This is a genomic window from Vibrio sp. Makdt, assembly GCF_027587015.1.
Classification (GTDB): domain Bacteria; phylum Pseudomonadota; class Gammaproteobacteria; order Enterobacterales; family Vibrionaceae; genus Vibrio; species Vibrio chagasii_B.
In genome coordinates this window covers 72,082-94,812 of record NZ_JAPPTH010000009.1, presented here as the reverse complement: position 1 = coordinate 94,812, position 22,731 = coordinate 72,082, and the positions used below count along the sequence as shown (strand labels likewise).

Sequence of the window (22,731 nt, the reverse complement as noted above, 5' to 3'; positions counted from 1 at the left end):
ATTACAAGAAGTTAGGATCGAATACAAGATATGGACAAGAAAAGTTTGTTTTTTGTTCAGTTGAGCAGGTGCTGAGTTGAGCTGGTTAGGGAGATAAAAGGTGCCTTTGGGGCAATCAAAGGCACACGCGATGTGCTTACAGGTTAGGCTGAGACTTTCTCGCAACGCATAAAGATGAAGTTAACGTTTTTTGATAAGCGCTCGTACGTTTCTTCAGAGATGGCTTTGGCTTTCTCGTCGATTGTGCCTTCAGTGATTTGTGAAATCAGCAAGCCAGATTGGCTGACAGCTTGGCAAAGCTCGGTTAATGAACGGCGGTAGAAGCTTACCTGAACGGGTGTTCCAACTGTGTTCCACTCTTCTTGAATGAATTCGCGCTCAAAGTAGTTACCTGAAAGGGTGCACTCAAAATCCGCAAAAGGGTGGTGAGTGGAAAACACGATGTAGCCACCTGGTTTCAAAACGCGATACACGTCATCAAAGACAGGCTTTAGATCTTCAATGTAATGCAGCACCAATGGACACACAATGACATCAGCGCTGTTATCGGCTTCTTTGGGTAAACCAAGAGCAGCATCTTGCGCGTATGCGGTCACATTGGGGATTTGTTTTCCGTTCACTAGGTCAACCATATCTTGAGACAGGTCGGTACACGTGACTTTGTTGGCACCTTGGTCGAAAAACCACTGTGCGTATATACCTGAGCCGCAACCAAGGTCGACAATATCGAGCCCTTTAACATCGTCTAGTAAGGCTATGGTTGATGGGCGTTCTAATAGGGCATTATAAATATTATCGCGAGCAGCAGAGTCGTATTGCTTTGCGTAGGTGGTGTACATTTCGGACATGATTTAACACTCATCAATAGGTATGGAAGAACAGGATACTGACTATCTTAGTGATAGCGAGAGTTGTGATATTGAAGTGCCGATATTTGTCACAAACCTGACTTAACATCACCAAAATAGCCAAGAATTTTAGGTGTGAATGCTATTTTATTCACCTAATTTTTTATGAGAAAGTGCTTTATATTTAATGCGCTTCAGCCTGCTTTTTGCCCTAAAACCTTGTAATTCCTTACCTGTCACTTTAAGTCGATCTGTCGATAAAAAAACGTAATCGTAACCACAAATATCAATGGTTGGACTCGCTCTTCATAATATCGGTTAATGCAGCCAACAAATCGTTTTTGAGCGTTTTTTGTTGGGTTATACCTCGCTATTCCAAAGAGGTATCTTCTGTCGATGGCCCTATAGTGTGAGGTCTCTAGAATTGGAAAATTCGGTTAATTTGGAACGCATCCGTGCTGAGTATAATGTAAAGCACTGGAGCCAAGGTTTTTATGGAATTGATGACAACGGTGAAGTGTATGTTTCACCAAGCGAAACCGATCATCAAGTTCCTCTAAGTAAGATCGTAAAACAGTTAGAGCAAAGTAATATTGGTTTACCTGCTCTTGTGCGTTTTCCTCAAATAGTGCATCAGCGTGTGCACAATATCTGTAACGCATTTAACCAAGCGATTGAAGAATATCAGTACGACAACCGCTACCTACTGGTTTATCCGATTAAAGTTAACCAGCAAAAAGAAGTGGTTGATGAGATCTTAGCGAGCCAAGCTCAATTAGAGCAAAAGCAACTAGGTCTAGAGGCGGGCAGCAAACCTGAACTATTAGCGGTATTGGCGCTGGCTCAAAAAGCGAGTTCTGTGATCGTGTGTAACGGTTACAAAGACAGAGAATACATCCGTCTTGCTCTGATTGGCGAAAAGCTAGGGCACAAAGTATTTATCGTTCTAGAGAAACTGTCTGAGCTTGATCTTGTTCTTTCTGAAGCGAAAGCTCTGGGTGTGAAACCTCGTTTGGGTTTACGTATCCGTCTTGCTTCTCAAGGCGCGGGTAAATGGCAAGCAAGTGGTGGTGAGAAGTCGAAGTTTGGCTTGTCTGCATCACAAGTGCTTACCGTTATCGAGCGCTTGAAAGCAGAAGACCAGCTGGATGTTCTAGAGTTAGTGCACTTCCACCTTGGTTCGCAAATGGCGAACATTCGTGATGTACGCAATGGTGTGAGTGAAGCAGCTCGCTTCTACTGTGAACTGCGTGATATTGGCGCTCAACTGAAGTTCTTAGATGTTGGTGGTGGTTTAGCAGTTGATTACGACGGCACTCGCAGCCAATCTTCAAACTCAATGAACTACGGCCTACTTGAGTACGCTCGTAACATCGTGATGACGGTAGGGGACATTTGTAAGCTCTACAATCAGCCACAACCTGTGATCATTTCGGAGTCTGGTCGCTCACTGACAGCGCACCATGCTGTGTTGATCACCAACGTGATTGGTACTGAAAGCTACTCGCCGGAAGACATGGCAGCGCCAGAGGCAGACGCACCGCTGTTGCTTAACAACATGTGGAAGAACTTCTTAGAACTCGATGCTGGTAACGACGACCGTGCGTTGATTGAGATCTACAACGATACGCAGAGTGATATTGCAGAAGCGCACAACCAATTTGCGACCGGTATGCTGAACCTTCAGCACCGTGCTTGGGCTGAGCAGATGTCTTTGCGTATCAACTACGAGCTTAGCACTCGTATGAGTACTAAGAACCGTTACCACCGTCCAATTTTGGATGAGTTGAGTGAGCGTTTGGCAGACAAGTTCTTCGTGAACTTCTCACTATTCCAGTCATTGCCAGACGCTTGGGGTATTGATCAGGTGTTCCCTGTATTGCCACTGAGCGGTTTAGACAATGCGGATGAGCGTCGTGCTGTGGTGTTGGACATCACTTGTGACTCTGACGGTACGATTGACCAGTATGTTGATGGTCAAGGCATTGAAACAACATTGCCAGTACCAGCGTGGAACCCAGATGAACCATACCTGATGGGCTTCTTCCTAGTAGGGGCGTACCAAGAGATCTTGGGTGATATGCATAACCTATTTGGTGATACGCACAGTGTTGTGGTGAATGTTGATGAGAGCGGAGAAGCGAACATTGACTACATCAACGAAGGCGACACAGTAGAAGACATGATGCGTTACGTTCACATTGATATGGACCTAATTCGTCAGAACTACAAAGAATTGGTAACGGCGAAAGTACCAGCGCAAGAGCAGCAAAGCGTACTTGAAGAGTTAGAGCAAGGCTTGATGGGTTACACCTATCTTGAGGATTTTTAATGAACGATCTATTTACGAAACCAGATTACTCGCTGTACTCCAATGCGATGACGTTTATGCGTCGTCCATTGGTGCAAAACCCAATCGATAACGATGCTGATGTGGTTGTGTTGGGCGCGCCGTTAGATATGGCGACATCTGGTCGACCAGGTGCTCGTATGGGCCCTGATGCGATTCGTCGTGCATCGGTAAACTTGGCGTGGGAAGGTAAGAAATTCCCGTGGGACTTCAATGTATTTGAACACACCTCAGTGATTGATGCTGGCGACCTTGTGTTTGATTGCGGTGATGCAGAAGACTTAACTCAACGTTTAGAAGCGGCTGCTGATGCGATTCTAAATAGTGGTAAAACTCTGTTAGGTTTAGGTGGTGATCACTTCATTACACTGCCTTTGCTTAGAGCATACGGTAAGAAGTACGGTGAGATGGCGTTGATTCACTTCGACGCACATACTGACACCTACAACCAAGGCAGCCGTTACGACCACGGCACCATGTTCTACCATGCACCGAACGAAGGTCTTATCTCGCCGGAACATTCAGTGCAAATTGGTATTCGTACAGAGTACAAGCAGGAAGGTCACGGCTTTAACGTAATAAATGCGATGCAAGCGAACGACATGAGCGTGGACGAGATCATCGCTCAAGTGAAAGGTATTGTGGGTGATAAGCCAGTGTACCTAACGTTTGATATCGACTGTCTTGATCCTGCTTTTGCACCGGGTACTGGCACGCCAGTATGTGGTGGTTTGAACTCAGATAAAGTTCTGAAAATCATCCGTGGTTTGCAGGGTATCAACATGGTTGGTATGGACGTTGTAGAAGTGTCTCCAGCGTATGACCAAAGTGACATCACAGCGTTAGCGGGTGCTACGATTGCGCTTGAGTTGCTTTATGTTTGGACGGCGAATCGCCTTGCTAAATCATAATATTTCATCGGTAACAGAATAACGCTATATACTGGTTCTAAAGCCCACTAAGGTTCAACTTAGTGGGCTTTTTTGTTTTCTAACCATCCAACTGACTGAGTCATCACAAAGCCCCATAACGCTTATGGGAAAAGTTGGTTAATCTGCTGCCAAATATCTCTTATGCAACTTATTTTATTGGTTTTTTGTGGTTTCTATAAATCAATAGCCTGCTTACTGTCTCAAAGGTGGGAATTGTTGCTGTTTAGTTGTTGATGCATAGCTCACTTCAATTAATGCCTTATTTTCGCTAATGATTTGTTAACTTTATTGCGGTATAAATTTATGAAATTGAGAGGTGTATATTTTTGTGAGTTTATTTGCATATAAATCAGCACCCTACTAACTTTTAACTAGTGTTCTGGAAACCATTGGAAAATAGACAAATTTGCAATAAGCGGTCAACTCACGCAGATATGGCATTTTTTATGGGGAAGACTAGGCTTAAAGGTAAGTAAACTATAAAAAAACAGGTGAAATTTATTCTCTTTTTGTACCTCTTCGATGAACCGTTTGAATGTGTTCTGAAGAGCGAGATATAAGTTAATGAAAACCTGAGATTGCTTTTACAAACAATTTTCACCGCTCTTAAGCAGCGATTTGTGACATCGGGGGATATATGGATATCGAAGTTTCGCGTCAGACTGTGGTAGTTGAAGCTACCAGTGGAGATGTGGTTGTAGTTAAGCCTGACGGCAGTGCCAGAAAAGTTTCGGTTGGCGATATCATCCGTGAAAATGAGATTGTTATTACCGCCCATGATGCTGAACTCCTAATAGGCTTGCCTAGCGGCCCTGTTGAGGTTGAAGGTAATTGTGTTGGTTGTGTCGATCAAGACTTGGCTTGGGCGGATGCGCCTATTGCCGGAGAGGTGAATATCGATTTGGCGCAAGCTGCTGATGATTCATTTACTGATGAAGATCTCGCGGCGATTCAAGAAGCCATTTTAGGTGGTGCCGATCCAACTCAAATCCTGGAAGCTACCGCAGCTGGTGGCGGCCAGGGCTCTGCAAACGCAGGCTTTGTCACCATTGATTACAACTATACAGAAACTCGTCCTTCGACCTTCTTTGAAACTTCAGGCCTAGAAGATCAATCTGTTGATGAAGATAGGGAAGAGTTTAGATCGATCACGCTCTCATCGGGTGGTCAATCCATCGCCGAAACACTGACCGAAGGTTCCATTTCCGGCAATACCTACCCTCAATCGGTTACGGTTACTGATACCGTTGTTGCGGGTAGTTTAGCGCTTGACCCAGATTCGCTTGCTCCAGAAACACTTTCTCTCGCCTCGCTCCTTAGTGAACTCAATAGCGACATTACCTCTAGTGGCCAACCGGTTACCTTTACGTATGATTCAGCCTCTAATTCGATTATTGGTGTTCAAGGCACAGATGAGGTGCTGCGCATCGATATTGATGCCGTGAGCGTTGGAAATGACATTGAATTATCGCTGACCACAACCGTTTCTCAACCGATAGATCATGTTCCGTCGATTGGTGGCGGACAGGTTTCCTTTACGGGTGACCAAATCAACATCGCCTTTGACATACAGGGCCAAGACACCGCAGGTAATCAGCTCGTCACACCAATTAATGCGCAAGTAACCGTCCTTGATGGGGGTGATCCGTCTGCTGAAAGCGTGTCTATCGATAACGTTGAAACAAGCAGTGCTGCAATTGAAGGCACCTTTTCAAATATTGGTAGTGATAATCTACAGTCAGCTGTTTTTGACTCAAGCGCACTTGCTCAATTTGATGGTGTGCTCAGTGACAATCAGACGACCGTTGCATCTTTGTCTGCTGATGGAAGTACCATCACACTGTCAATCCAAGGTAGCAGCGATGTTATTTTAACCGTTAGCTTAGATACTGACGGTACCTATCGATTTGAGCAATTGAGACCAATAGAGCAAGTCGGCACTGATTCGCTCTCTTTCTCTTTGCCAATCACGGTTACCGATTTTGACCAAGATGTCGTAACCAATACCATCAACCTCGCTATTTCTGATGGTGATAAACCAGTTATTACCAATGTCGACAGTATTGATGTTGATGAAGCTGGCATTGTTGGCGGGTCTCAAGAGGGGACGGCAACGGTATCAGGAAGTGGTAGTGTCACCTCAGAAATTTTTGATAGTGACATTATCGATCATCATGAACTTGAACCTGCAGAGTTTAATACCGGTGGTACACTGATATCTAACGGCGAGGTTGTATTACTTGAATTGGTTGATGAAACCAATGGTGTGCGAACGTACGAAGGCTATGTTGAGGTTAATGGCGCAAGAATTACGGTTTTTGATGTTAAAATTGATAGCCCATCCTTGGGTAGCTACGAATTTAACCTCTATGAAGAATTGTCGCATCAAGGTGCTGAAGACGCACTTTTAACCTTTGCACTGCCTATCTATGCGGTAGATGCAGATGGCGATAGATCGGCGTTATCCAGTGGTTCAAGTACTCCAGAAGCCGCGCAGATTCTTATCAACGTTAAAGATGATGTCGTTGAACTGGTTGATAAGGTTGAATCTGTCACTGAGCCGACTTTAGCCGGTGATACTGGCGTCTCGTATAACCTGTTTAATTTCGAAGGTGCGGATGGTTCGACAATTCAATCGTTCAACTACGACGGTGTTGATTATTCATTAGATCAGAGCTTACTGCCTGATGCTCCTCAAACCTTCAGTTTCACTGAGGGCGTGGTCACTATCTCGCTTAACGGTGATTTCAGTTTTGAAGTCGCTCGTGATATCGACCACTCAAGCAGTGAAACGATAGTAAAACAGTTCTCATTTTTAGCTGAAGATGGTGATGGTGATACTGATACCTCAACACTTGAGCTGAGTATTACCGATGGTCAGAACCCAACTATAGATCTGATTCCACCTGTTACTTTATCTGAAACAGATCTTGCCGATGGTTCTGCACCAAGCGGAAGTGCAGTAAGCGCAACTGAAACGATTACCTTTACTGCTGGTAGTGATGATGTGGCGAATTTCCGCATTGAGCCAACCGAGTTCAATGTCGGTGGGGCACTGACGTCCCAAGGGCTTGCAGTCGAGATAAAAGAAGATTCTTCTAATCCGGGTACTTATATCGGTTTTATTACTAACGGTTCTGGCTCTGAAATCCCAGTGTTCACCATTAGCTTCTCTGCTTCTACGTTAGGTGAATACACCTTTACTTTACTTGAAGCGCTAGACCATGTGGATGGCCTAGCGAACAATGATCTGAGCTTTGATCTTCCAGTATATGCGGTAGACAGCGATGGTGATGATTCTGTTGTGTCTCAACTGAATGTGACTATCGGTGATGATGTTCAAATCATGCAAGATGGCACCTTAGATATCGTCGAGCCTAACCTTGCTGACGGTACGGTGACCACCAACACCATTGATGTGATGCCAAACCAAAGTGCCGATGGTGCGACCATCACAGAGTTTTCTTTCGGCGGCATTGTTCAAACTCTGGATCAGAGTAATACTGGCGAGCAGAAATTCACTTTCACAGAGGGTGAGTTGTACATCACACTTCAAGGTGAGATGCGCTTTGAACCAAACCGTAATCTAGACCACTCCGCTAGCGAAGACATTGTTAAGTCCATAGTCGTGACGTCGAACGACTTTGATAACGACCCGGTGACATCAACCGTTACTTTGACTATTACTGATGGTGATAACCCGACTATCGATGCGGTACCGAGTGTTGCTCTTGAAGAAGCGGATCTCGCTGATGGCTCGTCACCAAGCGGCAGTGCGGTTAGCCAAACAGAAACCATCACTTTCACCAATCAAAGTGATGATGTTGAAAAATTCCGCTTGGAGCCGAGTGAGTTTAATACTGGCGGTACTCTGAAATCTGATGGCTTAGTGATTGAGATTCGAGAAGAGCCTGCGGGTTCGGGTAACTACATTGGCTTCACCACTGACACTTCAAATGTCGAGACCACAGTCTTCACGCTTGCATTTAGCAGCACGACTTTAGGTGAATACACCTTTACGCTTCTAGAAGCGATTGACCATACCCCAATTCAAGGCAATAACGACTTAACGTTTAACTTGCCAGTGTACGCGGTCGATAGCGATGGCGATGATTCTCTCATGTCGCCACTTGCTGTGACGATTACCGATGATATCCAAGTCATGGTAGATGGCGCGTTTACGATTGAAGAGCCGACTGTGGCTGATTTAGCCTCGGGTACACCGACAACTACGACTGTGAATGTTCTTGATCAAGAAGGGGCTGACGGCACGACCATCACCCAAATCAATTATGACAACGGCACAGTATTTACGCTTGACCAGAGCAATACGGGAGAGCAGAAGTTTGTGGTTGCTGAAGGTTCGCTTTATGTCACGCTGCAAGGTGATGTGCGCTTTGAACCGAATCGTAACCTCGACCATACAAGTGGAGACATCGTTAAGTCGATAGTCGTGACTTCAAGCGACTCAGATAGTGATGTTGTTACTTCTACAGTCACGTTGACTATTACTGATGGTGATATTCCAACGATCGACAATGTACCGAGTATTACTTTATCTGAAACTAATTTGAGTGATGGTTCTACGCCAAGCGGTTCTGCAGTAAGTCAAACAGAGACGATTACCTTTACTAATCAAAGTGATGATGTCGCGAGTTTCCGTATTGAACCGACAGAATTCAATGTAGGTGGAGCGCTCAAATCAAATGGGCTGGTGGTTGAACTAAAAGCAGACCCAAGCACACCAGGTGGTTACATCGGTTTTGTGACTGATGGTTCGAACGTCGAAACCAACGTGTTCACGATCAGTTTCTCTAGTACTACCCTCGGCCAATACACTTTTACGTTATTGGAAGCGTTAGACCATGTGGATGGTTTAGCGAACAACGATCTTAGCTTTAACCTTCCTGTTTATGCGGTAGACACCGACGGCGATGATTCATTGGTGTCACAGTTGAATGTGACCATCGGTGATGATGTTCAAATCATGCAAGATGGATCTCTAAATATTGTCGAGCCAACAGTTGCCGATTTGGCTGCGGGCACGCCCACGACAACAACCGTTAATGTATTTGATCAAGAAGGGGCAGACGGCGCGACCATCACGCAATTTACTTATGATGGCGGGGCTGTATTAACGCTTGACCAGAATAATACTGGCGAGCAGAAGTTCGTAGTTGCTGAAGGTTCACTGTATATCACTATCCAAGGTGATGTTCGCTTCGAGCCGAACCGTAATCTCGACCATACTAGTGGAGATATCGTGAAACAGATCGAGGTCACCTCAAGCGATTTCGATAAGGACACCGTGACCTCGACAGTCACCCTGACGATTACCGATGGTGATATCCCGACCATTAATACGGTGCCAAGCGTTACTCTTTCTGAAACCAACCTTGCTGATGGCTCAGCACCAAGTGGCGGTGCTGTAAGTCAAACTGAGACGATCACTTTTACTAATCAAAGTGATGATGTGACCCGTTTCCGTATTGAACCTACCGAGTTCAATGTTGGTGGTGCACTGAAATCGAATGGTTTTGCGGTCGAGATAAAAGAAGATTCAGTGAATCCGGGCACTTATATCGGCTTTATTACTGATGGCTCAAACACTGAAATTCCAGTATTCACGATTAGCTTCTCGACCACGACTCTTGGTGAATATACCTTTACTTTATTGGAAGCGTTAGATCATGCAGATGGTCTAGCGAACAATGATCTGACCTTTGATCTTCCGGTCTATGCGGTAGACAGCGATGGCGATGATTCTTTGGTGTCTCAGCTAAATGTGACTATCGGTGATGATGTTCAAATCATGCAAGATGGCACGCTAGATATCGTTGAGCCAAATCTGGCTGACGGTACGGTGACAACTAGCACCATTGATGTAATGCCAAACCAAAGTGCTGATGGTGCAAGCATCACTGAGTTTTCTTTTGGTGGCATCGTTAAAACGTTGGATCAGAGTATCGTAGGCGAGCAGAAATTCAGTTTCATAGAAGGTGAGTTGTACATCACCCTTCAAGGTGAGATGCGTTTTGAACCCAACCGTAACTTAGACCATTCCGCGAGCGAGGACATTGTTAAGTCGATAGTCGTGACATCGAATGACTTTGATAACGATCCGGTGACCGCGACTGTTACGTTGACCATAACCGATGGCGATAACCCGACTATCGATGCGGTGCCGAGTGTGGCACTTGAAGAAGCGGATCTGGCTGATGGTTCGTCACCAAGTGGCAGTGCGGTTAGCCAAACAGAAACCATCACTTTTACCAACCAAAGTGATGATGTTGTAAAATTCCGCTTAGAGCCGAGTGAGTTTAATACTGGCGGTACGCTGAAATCTGATGGCTTAGTGATTGAGATCCGAGAAGAACCTGCGGGTTCAGGTAACTACATTGGCTTCACCACAGACATTTCAAATGTAGAAACTACAGTCTTCACTCTTGCATTTAGCAGCACGACTCTAGGTGAGTACACCTTCACGCTTTTAGAAGCGATTGACCATACACCAATTCAAGGTAATAACGATCTAACGTTTAACTTGCCAGTGTACGCGGTCGATAGCGATGGCGATGACTCTCTGATGTCGCCTCTGGCTGTAACGATTACCGATGATATTCAAGTCATGGTGGATGGTGCTCTCAGCATTGAAGAGCCGACAGTGGCTGACTTAGCCGCTGGCACGCCGACAACCACGACCGTCAACGTTCTTGATCAAGAAGGGGCCGATGGCACGACTATCACCCAAATCAATTACGACAATGGCACGGTGTTTACGCTTGACCAGAGTAATACGGGTGAGCAGAAGTTTGTGGTTGCTGAAGGCTCGCTCTATATCACTCTGCAAGGCGATGTTCGCTTTGAACCGAACCGCGATCTTAATCACTCGAGCGGGGATATCGTTAAGTCGATAGTCGTCAGTTCAAGTGACTCTGATAGCGATGTGGTGACTTCAACAGTAACGCTAACTATTACCGATGGTGACCTACCAATCATCAATGTCATTCCTGGTGTGAGTCTTTCTGAGGTCGAACTTGCTGATGGCTCTGCGCCAACGGGTAATCCAGTATCGATGACTCAAGTGATTACCTATACCGAGGGTAGTGATGATGTTAGTCATTTCAGAATTGACCCTGCCCAGTTCAATACTTCGGGGGCTTTGAAGTCGAATGGATTAGAGGTTGAGATTAAAGAGCAGCCAGCGAACTCTGGTAACTACATTGGCTTTGTAAAAGACGGTGCTAACGTAGAAACCAACGTGTTTACAATCAGTTTCTCAACCACAAATTTAGGGCAATACACGTTTACGCTGCTTGAAGCGTTAGACCACGCGGATGGATTGCAGAATAATACTCTAAACTTCGATGTGCCGGTTTTAGCAGTGGATACCGATGGTGATGAGTCTGCGATGTCACCAATGACAGTGACCATTACCGATGATGTACAAGGTGTACAAGACGGGTCATTGAATATTGTTGAGCCGTCACTGGCTGATCTCGTGGCAGGCACACCAACTACGCCAACTATTGATGTTATGCCGACTCAAAGTGCTGATGGCGCAAAGGTCACCCAATTTATTTACGATGGTGGTACTGCTGTCACCTTGGATCCGAATGTATCGACAGAACAGGTGTTTACTGTAACCGATGGTTTACTATACATCACGATTGAAGGCGAAGTTCGTTTTGAGCCAAATCGAAATCTGGATCATTCAGCGGGTGATATTGTTAGAACGATTGTTGTAACGACCAGCGACTTTGATAACGATACTGATACCGCGGATGTCACATTGACGATCCAAGATGGGATTGATCCGGTTATCGATGTTGTTCCTAGCGTCAACTTATCGGAAGTGAACCTAGCAGATGGCTCAACGCCAAGTGGTTCTGCGGTGAGTTCAACACAAACCATTACCTACACCGTGGGTAGTGATGACTTAAGCCACTTTAGAATCGCGACCAACGAATTCAACCCTGGTGATGTGCTGAAATCAAATGGTCTTGTTGTTCAGCTAAAAGAAGATCCTGCTTCACCTGGCGACTACATCGGGTTTACTGATGATGGGGCCGGTAACGTAACTGATGTATTCACCATTGATTTTGATAGTGTCAATAAAGGTCAGTTCACCTTCACGCTGATTGAGGCTCTCGATCACCTTGATGGCGCACTCAATAACGACCTTAACTTCAATTTACCTGTTTATGCGGTTGATACTGATGGTGATGACTCAGTTAAGCGTGATGTTGTTGTCACTATTCAAGATGACCTCCAACAAATGCAAGATGGCACGTTAACCATCACAGAGCCAAATACTGGCACACCAACTACCTCGACGGTTGATGTTTTACCTACGCAAAGTGCTGATGGGGCGACCATTACACAGTTCACTTATGACGGTGGGTCTGCGATTACCTTAAATCAAAACATCAGCGGTGAGCAGGAATTTGTTTTCACTGAAGGCTCGCTGTTTGTCACTTTGGATGGCGATGTAAGGTTTGAACCAAATCGTAATCTTGACCACTCAGCGGGCGACATTGTTAAGCTGATTGAATTTACTTCATCTGATTTTGATAAGGATATTTCCTCTTCAACGGTAACACTCACTATCGTTGATGGTGATGGGCCAACGTTGAATGTCGTACCGAGTGTTAGCTTGTCTGAAAGCTTACTGGCTGATGGTTCAACACCGAGTGGCAACCCAGTCAGCGTAACTCAAACCATTACTTCACTCGCAAGCAGTGATGACATCGAGAAGATTGTCGTCGAAGTAGGGTTGTTTAATACCAGCGGTGTATTGAAGTCTGATGGCCTTGAATTGAGCTTGCGTGAAGAGCCTGCTGGTTCAGGTGACTACATAGCATTCACAACGGATGGCTCGGGTGTTGAGAAAATTATCTTCACTCTAGAATTTGATAACACTAACCCGAGTGAGTACACGTTTACTTTGTTAGAGCGTTTGGATCATGTCGACGGATTAGGAAACAACGATCTTAGTTTTGATCTTTCCGTTTACGCACAAGACACTGATGGTGATATTTCAGCGTCTAAACCGCTTTCTGTGACCATCAGTGATGATGTTCAATTGATGCAATCTGGTGCTCTGAGCATCACAGAGCCAAGTACGGGTACGCCAACTACAACGACATTTGATGTGATGCCTGCGCAAAGTGCTGATGGCGCCACCATAACCAAATTTACTTATGGTAGTCAGCCTGAAGAATCTCTAGTGCAAACCAATACTGGTGAGCAAGAGTTCGTATTTACAGAAGGTTCGTTGTTTATCACGCTTGAAGGCGATGTGCGCTTTGAGCCTAATCGAAATCTGAATCATTCTGGTGGTGACATCGTTAAGACGATTACCGTCACATCAGAAGATAAAGACGGTGATATTGTTACTTCGACAGTGACACTGACGATTTCAGATGGTGCTCCACCGGTAATTGATACGGTACCAACGGTTGCATTGGAAGAAGCGAATCTAGTGGATGGCTCATCTCCGAGCTTACCTGTGAGCCAAACTGAAACCATCACTTTCACAGCGGGCAGTGATGATATGAGTCATTTCCGTATTGATACCACTCAGTTCAACACGTCTGGTGATTTGAAATCGGATGGCCTAGTAGTTCAGCTTAAAGAAGATCCAGCCAACAGCGGAACCTATATTGGTTTCGTTGAAAGTGGTGGTGTTCAAACTGATATCTTTACCATCACTTTTAGTAGTGTGGTGCTAGGCGAATACACCTTCACTTTGTTGGAAGAGCTCGATCATCTGCCTGTACAAGGCAACAACGATCAAGTATTCACTCTGCCAGTGATCGCGGTCGACCTAGACAATACCGATTCTGTGATGAAACCTTTGACCGTTACTATCACCGATGATGTGCCTGTCATTACCGACACGACAGTGACCAGCACATTTGTGGTTGATGAAGATGATCTTGGGTCTGTGGTCTCTCAAGCAACAGGTGCATTTGTTACCACAGAAGGTGCTGACCAAGTAGAGGTTTACGAACTGCGTAATATCTCTGCTCTTGAAGCGACATTGACCTCTGGAACTGAAGCTATTTCTATTACAGAAGTCACTGGAGCTGCGAACACAACGACCTATCAAGGTACGACAACAAGCGGAACTCCTATCTTCACGCTCGCGCTAGCGAATGACGGCTCTTATACGTTTACGTTGCTAGGTCCTCTAAACCATCCAACAAGCCCGAATTCCAATACCTTAACGATTCCATTTGATGTCGTTGCGGTTGATGGTGACGGTGATGACTCTAACCAGTATGTACTGCCGATCGAAGTGCTCGATGATGTTCCAGTGATGAGTGCGCCAACGGGTGAGACGGTGGTTGATGAAGATGATCTTGCTGGGATTGGTTCGGATCAATCCGAAGACACCATTATTAACGGGCTATTCACCGTTGATGAAGGTGCTGATGGTGTTGTTAAGTACGAATTGGTCGATGAAAACTTAGTGATTGCAGGCTTAACTTCTGATGGAGAAAGCCTAGAGTGGTTGCCTGTTTCACAAAGCGGTACAACCTTCACTTATGTTGCTCAGACGGTAACCAGCAATCAACCTGTGTTTGAAATCATTTTCGATACCTCAAACAACAGTTATCAATTTGAGCTGTTTAAACCACTTAAGCACCCTGATGGCGCGAATGAAAACACCATCGAGCTTGATTTCTCTGTCGTGGCTGAAGATTTTGACCAAGATAAATCGAACGCCATCGACCTGACTATTACGGTAACTGATGATGTTCCGTTGGTGACTACTCAATCGATCACGCGAATTGAAGGCCAAGGTTATGGCAACTCCAAAGTTAACATGTTTGCTAATGCGACGGATGTGGGTGCGGATGATGCAGCGCTGACTCGCATAGAGGGCATTACCAGCAATGGCGCCGACATCGTGTTCCGCACAGGAAACAATGGGCCATACAGCAGCAGCTTTGATTTAAACAGTGGTGTCCAGCAGGTACGAGTGTATGAACAAACCGATGATGGTAGTGGCGGTATCGATACTCGCGAGCTTGGTAGACTGCGCATAAATTCCAATGGTGAGGTGGAGTTTAGAGCCACTAATTATCTCGATCATGATGGAGACACCATCGACTTCTCGATCAATGTTATTGCGACAGACGGTGATTTGGATACGTCATCAACGCCTTTGAACATCACGATCACGGATGAAGAGTCTTCAGCAGTATCGCTCAAGGTGACTACGTTTGAGGATGCGGGTAGAGACTCGACAATCCCTTACGCAACGGGCGATGCTCCAAGCCTAGAGAATATTCAAGATAATCAAAGCGGTTTGCCTGATGCCCCTGCACAAATTGCGCTGCAGGTTAACCTGAAGGACCAAGATAATGGCGAGTCTATCGGCCAACTGACGATTCAAAGTGGTAATCACAGAGGGACGTTCTATTACTTTGATGGCGTGGAATATCACAAGTTAGTCGCTGAACCAAACGGTGATATCTTGTTTGGTCCGCCTCAAATGCAGCAGAGCTTTGCTCCAAGCACGAACCAGCCATTAGACATCATCGCGACAATCGATAACTTGTTCTTTGTTCCAGACCAAAACTACGGTTCGAATGACAATGGTGTGCGAATCAACTACGAACTTGAGATTGATAATAATGGTTCGCTAGACCACACCGTAACCTCAAACTTTAGAATTGAAATTGAAGCGGTAGCCGACATCGCCACTTGGGATGATGCGAATAGCACGTATCAATATCAAGTGAATGAAGATGAAGACAATGTGACGCTGCAGCTGAACGCAGAGTCACAAGATAACAGCCGTACCGAGACCATTACCTATGAGCTTGAAGCGATTCAGGGTGATGGGAAGTTTGAGCTGTTGGATCAAAATGGCAATGTGTTAACGCCGGTCAATGGTGTCTACACGATTGCTGCCGCAGATATCAATAGCACCGTGGTTAACCCTATTGATAATTTCTCTGGGCAAATTGAGTTCAAAGCAACCGCAATTACGGAAGAGACGCGTAATCCATACGATGACGCAGCCAACGGAGGGGCAAATGATAAGACAACGGCTCGCTCTGTAGAGCAAAACATTATCATTGATGTGACTGCCGATGCGGATCCAGGCTCGTTCAGCGTTAACCGGATTCGTATTAATGAAGACAATATTGATGATCCAGACTACCTCGGTCCTCTGGCAAACAAAGATGCCTTCACGTTGGATGAAGTGATCACCATGAATGGCTCGGTGGACACTGATGGCTCCGAAGAGTTGTTTGTTCGAATCAGCAATATAACCGAAGGTGCGGTGCTTTATTTCCTCGGAACCACTACTCCGGTTCCTACAATCACCATCAACGGTGTCGATTATCAGGAAGTGGCGTATTCCGATTTAGCCAATGTAGAAATTGTTCCGACTAAACACAGCAATGTTGATTTCACGTTTGAGGTTACGGGTGTTGTAAAAGATACCGCGAACCTCTCTACTGGTGCACAAGTTGATGAAGAAATCCTAGGGACTAAAACGGTTAACGTAGAAGTGAAAGGTGTCGCTGATATTCCTTACGGTGGTACCAACGGCACAGCTTGGACAGCAATCACCGATGGCACAACATCTGGCGTTCAAACCACAATTCAAGAGAGTCAAAATGGCGATAGCTTTGCTGAACTCGATTTCACTGTATTGTCGGGCGAGAGAAGACCTGATAGCGGTACAACACCACTACCTGACGATGGCTCAGAGTCGATAACGGTGATTCTTTCAGGCATTCCTGACGGCGTTATCTTGGAAGATGGCGATGGTACCGTGATTGACTTGAACTTTGTTGGTTATGAAACGGGACCGGGTGGTAGCCCTGATCTGTCTAAACCTATTTATGAAGCGAACATCACTGAGGCGGGGAAAACTTCAGGTATCCGAATTAGACCTGTTGATTCATCGACAGAGAATATCCACATCCAAGGTAAAGTGATCGTGACCGAGAATGATGGTCATACGCTTACCTTTGACCAAGAAGTTCGAGTGCTGGTTGAGCCTAGGATTGATACCTCTGCAACCTACAATACGGTGACTCGTGGGGACGAAGATACGGCGATCAACATTGATTGGCACCCAGAGGGCACTGATTACATTGACGATGATGAGCACTTCACTTCAATCGTTATCAGTGGCATTCCAAATGGTGTTGAAAATGTGGTTGTAAACGGTGATGTGATTTGGAACTACGATGCTGCGGCTGGAACGCTAACCATCACACCTAAGAGCGGGCAGACTCCAGAAGCGTTCACTCAGATAGCATTGAACAATAATTTTATTCAGATAACACCGGAACAAGATTCGAGCACCGACTTTACGCTAAATACGGTTGTCACGATTGAAGAACGCGATCATGAATACGTTGACGCTACTGATCCTGGTCAGGGTATTGCAACAGCGACAATCACGGGCTCGATTGATGTGCGTGTGCGACCTGTGGTTGAGCCAGAAGATGCGAGCAACAAACTTGTGGTCGATGAGGTCGCGGGTCTTACAGACTTGAGTACAGTGGTCGCGGATGCCCTAACTGGTGTTCTCAAATTTACAACCAACAGTGACAATACTTCGGTTACGGATGAGTTTGTTATTCGATACCAAGAAACTGATGCTTCGTCTGCTATTGAAGAAGTTGACCAGCTAGTGATTCAACTGACCAATGTGGACGACTCGGCGTTATCAGATGCTGTCCTCAACCAGCTGCTTGTTATTGGTGCCGCTTATGAAGGCAATGGTCGTTGGGTGGTAACAAATGAAGATCTGTTTAGTATTAGTGCACCAAACGGTCTTGCGTTTCCGCCAGTTTCTGGCCTTCCAGGCGTTTTCAATGACATCAAGATGACCATCTACAGTACCGTGATTGATCGAGGTGATGGCGCTGAAACTGAGTCATCAGCTGCAGTTCAGAGGGAAGGTGAAGTGAACTTGTCATTCCCAGAAGTACTTGTTGGCGGGAACGAGGTAGCTGCAGATATTACGATGACGCCAGATAGCGTTGTCGATGCTGTAGAGGATACACAGCTAGACTTGGGAGCGGCACTAAATAGTCTGATCACATTCTCCGGTGAAGACGCTTCAACAGACCAAGTGACTATCATTATTGATGACTCTGTGACCATTCCCCCAGGAGTGACTTTCCCAATCAGTTTAGGGGGAGGCAGTGATGTTGACTTCGTTAACGGGAAGTATGTATTTGAAACTACCGTTGATCAGGGCGTTTCGACAGATTTCTCTGGTTTGCTTCTTAACTTGCCAGCTGACTATTCTGGCGACTTTAGGTTACCAATCACAATAGTAACTAAAGATACACTGTCTGGTGATGAGAAAACCTTGGTGACCGATGTCGTTATTAAAGTCGCTCCTGACGTTGAAGGTAATCCAGACATAGATGTTACGGTTGTTGGCTCGCTCGATGACTCGTTTAATCCTGTTGATACTGATGGTCAACCAGGACAAGATCCAGTGGGTTACGAAGATACTTACATTCAGCTTGATTTCAGCACAACCATTACTGACCAAGTCAGTGGGGTTGAGGGTGGCGACGAAAAATTCACATCTATTACGCTGACTTTGGATGACACAAGTGTAGGTGCGTTTTACACAAGCGCGGGTGTATCGCTTGGTACGTCCGTGACCTTCAATGAAGCGGACATTAATGCCGGCGCTCTGGACAATGTATTGTTCCGTCCTGCTCTCAACTACCCAACGGGGAATGATATTAACCAAGTACAGGTGAATGTCAGCGGAACAATAACCGATACCGCTACTTACAATGACGCCTCGTCTCCAGTTGGAACGGCAACCGATACTGATACGTTCAACACCAGTGTTAGCTTTGAAGTTGTCCCTGTGGTTGATGATGTGCTTGTAACAGGGCCGGGTAGTGATCCTGATGTCATTGAGATCACGGGCAATGAAGATCAAGCTATTTCTCTATCGGGAACGGGGCCTGTTTCTATTGCGCTCACTGACCTAGACGGCTCAGAGCAGTTCGTTTCGATTAAGTTCACCGGTGTACCTGATGGATTCTTAATGAATGCAGATCCGGGCTCAGCTTATACAGTGAAGAACAATGGTGGTGGTGAGTGGAGTGTTCAACTGCCTCAAGCATCAGGGTTGTCATTTGATTTGAGTGAGATTTCGATCCTACCGCCTAAAAACTTCAGTGGTACGGCGGAATTTGGCGTTGCTGTCTTTACTCAAGAATCCTTGTTAGGCGTGCCAACTGCAGCCTCGAACCTACCAAGCTTTAAGCTGCATGTGGTGCCAGTGGGTGATGATGTTGATACCAACCCAACGGACTCTGTTACTGGCAATGAAGGCCAAAACATTGATATCGAAATCAATGCGACTATTTTGGATAAAGAGCTATCTGCAACAGGCAGCGGCACGTATACCGAAAATGCGCCAGAGACACTTCGTGTAGAGGTGGCTGGTGTACCTCAAGATGCCTCTATCTACTATCCAGACGGTACGACGTTGGCGAGCTACGATCCGGTGACACAGATTTGGACGCTGGATGTACCTGCTCAGTCGCTTGATAAGATCGTATTTAATTCTGGTCAACACAACAGCGATACAGGTAATGCGTTGGGTATTACTGGCCCATTACAAATCACGGTTCGCTCTGTGGACACTGATGCTGACAACACTGAATACCTGGGTACACCAACCAGCTTCGATGTTGATTTAGTGATTGACCCTATCAACGATCAACCAACGTTCGTCAACGTTACCAATATTGAAACGCAAGAAGACTCAACTGGTGTCGCGATTAACAACTTCAGCATCTACGACGTAGACGCAAGTTTTGATAACCCAGATGCGCCGTATACGCTGACGTTGGAAATTGACCAAACATTGCCAGGAGCACAGGGCGTCTTTGAGTTTACAAGCTCTCCAGATGTGACGTTTGTACTGCAACCTGACGGTTCACTGGTCATCACCGGTAAAGAAGCTGACATCAATACGGCATTGACCAATGGTGCGGTGACCTTTAAGCCGGATCCAGACCAGAACTACCTCAACCAGAGTGGGTTGGTGACAATCAACGCAACACTCGATGACGGCGGTAACAATGGTCTTATTGACCCAGCGGATCCGAACACTGCACAGACTAACCAGACGACTTTCACGATTAAGGTGACGGAAGTAAACGACGCGCCTATCGCGACAGACGTTGATTTAGGCTCGATTGCTGAAGATGGTCAGATAGTCATTGTTGAAGGTGATTTGATTGCAGCAAGTTCTGACCCTGAAAACCACAACCTCACGGTAACAGGTGTCACCCTGACTCAGGGACAAGGTCAGTTAACGCGCTTTGAAAATGCTGGTGGCGCTGACAACGCAGCGATTACCGGTCCATTCTGGCTATTTGTCGCCGACAACGATTTTAACGGCGATGTTAAATTCAATTACTCCATTATCGATGATGGCACAACTAATGGCGTGGATGACTTCCAAACTGACAGTGCTGAAATTAGCCTTGAAGTCACCGAAGTGAATGATCAGCCTGTTGCGGCGGATATCGACCTAGGCACCATGCTTGAAGAAGGTCAATTGATCATCAAAGAAGAGGATTTGATAGCCGCGACCACAGACCCAGACAATGACGCAATTACTGTGACCAGTTTGGTGCTCGATCAAGGTCAGGGCACACTGCAACGCTTCGAAAACGTGGGTGGTGCGGATGATGCGACGATTACGGGCCCATATTGGGTGTTTACCGCAGCCGATGAATACAACGGCGACGTTAAATTCACTTATAGCGTTGAGGATGACGGCACGACAAACGGTGTCGATGATTTCCTAACTGACAGTGCTGAAATCAGTGTTGTGGTAACGGAAGTGAATGATAAACCGGATGCAACGGATATCGATTTAGGCACCATCCTCGAAGAAGGTCAATTGATCATCAAGGAAGAGGATTTGCTTGCAGCGACGACAGATCCGGAAAATGATACGATTACCGTGACTAATCTGGTGCTCGATCAAGGCCAAGGCACACTGCAACGCTTTGAAAACGTCGGTGGGGCAGATGATGCTACGATTACTGGTCCTTACTGGGTATTTACCGCAGCAGATGAATACAACGGTGATGTTAAGTTTACTTATACCGTAGAGGATGACGGGACAACGAATGGCGTTAATGACTTCCTAACCGATACCGCTGAAATCACTGCCGTGGTACAAGGTTTGAACGATACTCCTGTCGTGAGTGGTGACAGTGTCACTATGTTGATTAATGAAGACGCAGGACAACTGCTTAGTGGTATTAATGTCAGTGACCCTGATTATGTCGATAGTTTTGCTAATGACTTGATGACAGTAACGCTGACCGTTGATTACGGAACACTTTCCGTATCATTACCTGCTGGTACTAGTTTGACCGTTAATGGTGACAATAGTGGTTCGGTGACGTTGGTGGGGACGCTGAGCGATCTGAATGCCTTGATTGACACACCGACCAGTCCGAATGGGGTTTACCTTGATGCAAGCTTGGCTCCAACCAACAACATCGGCTTAGAGGTCACCGCCAAAGACAGCGGTAATCCTTCTGGTATCGCTATTGAAACGGCACCAGTTGTTTATAACATTGCGGTGACGCCTGTAGCGAACGCGCCAAGCCTAACGATTGACCCTGCGTCTAACTACGTAAGAAACATCACTGCGAGCCAGTCGGTGAGTAATAGTGGTGTTCCTTTGGTTGGCATTATCGCAGCTCTAACAGACGTTACAGAAGAGCTAACGCTACATATCAGTGATGTGCCTGCGGGGGCTCAAATCACCAGTGACGTTGGCTCCGTAACGGATCTTGGTGGTGGGGTATGGATGGCGACCGCTGATGCAATTGAAAGTTTGCAGGTGGTTGGGCTTTCTCAAACACCAGGTAGCTACACGCTTAAAGTTGAGGCAGTTTCTGAAGAGCTAGATAACAACGATACAGCCACATCGGCGGCAATCGATCTAAACGTGAACATTGTGTCAAACGCAGTAGATATTAATTTGGCTAGTGAGACCGATGATGTGCAGTTACTGGCTGGGGCTAATGCAACAGATCTAACGGCGGGCTCAGGTAATGACCGACTTGAAGGCGGAGCTGGTGATGACACCCTTATCGGCGGTGATGGCAACGATACGCTCATTGGTGGCGGCGGTTCGGATATCTTGACCGGTGGTGATGGTATGGACTCGTTTGTTTGGCTGAACATTGAGGATGGTGTCGAAGATACGATCACTGACTTCAATTTAGCCGAAGGTGACCAGATTGACCTACGTGAGGTATTACCTGAACTGAAAGACGCGAATGTGAATATGGCGACATTGCTTCAGCATGTTGATGCCAAGCTAGAAGGGAATGATGTTGAGTTAACCATCAACCCTGATGGCTTAGGTACAACAGAGCAAGTGATTGTGGTTGAGGACCTCGCGCCTCAGTTGACGTTAAGCGGTACTATGCCTTCAGATATTCTGGACGCACTCGTACAGCAGAATGTTATTACTCATGGGTAGTTTTCCGCTCTGATAAGCTCGATAGCCAGAGCGGATTAAAATAAATGAAATAGGCCAGCA

General features: G+C 46.0%; 4 protein-coding genes. 3 read left to right on the top strand and 1 reads right to left on the bottom strand.

Annotated elements, in window-relative coordinates:
• Positions 1 to 143 precede the first annotated feature (143 nt).
• A complete protein-coding gene (locus OH460_RS13025; RefSeq protein WP_269997668.1) occupies positions 144 to 848 on the bottom strand; it encodes a class I SAM-dependent methyltransferase in 705 nt (234 codons plus the stop codon).
• Between the two features lie 424 nt (positions 849 to 1,272).
• Between OH460_RS13025 and speA the strand changes: the two genes are divergently transcribed.
• The 3 genes from speA (at position 1,273) to OH460_RS13010 (ending at position 22,671) form a co-directional block, all read left to right on the top strand.
• Positions 1,273 to 3,180 (top strand): arginine decarboxylase, encoded by a 1,908-nt coding sequence (speA, locus tag OH460_RS13020; RefSeq protein WP_269997666.1) that lies wholly within the window; start codon positions 1,273 to 1,275, stop codon positions 3,178 to 3,180.
• Complete coding sequence (gene speB / locus OH460_RS13015) at positions 3,180 to 4,109, top strand: agmatinase (protein ID WP_269997664.1); 930 nt, start codon at positions 3,180 to 3,182, stop codon at positions 4,107 to 4,109. The genes speA and speB overlap by 1 nt, the downstream gene beginning before the upstream one ends.
• Positions 4,110 to 4,767: 658 nt before the next feature.
• Positions 4,768 to 22,671: a retention module-containing protein gene (locus tag OH460_RS13010; protein ID WP_269997662.1), complete on the top strand. Its 17,904-nt coding sequence runs from the start codon at positions 4,768 to 4,770 to the stop codon at positions 22,669 to 22,671.
• The last annotated feature ends 60 nt before the right edge of the window (positions 22,672 to 22,731 follow it).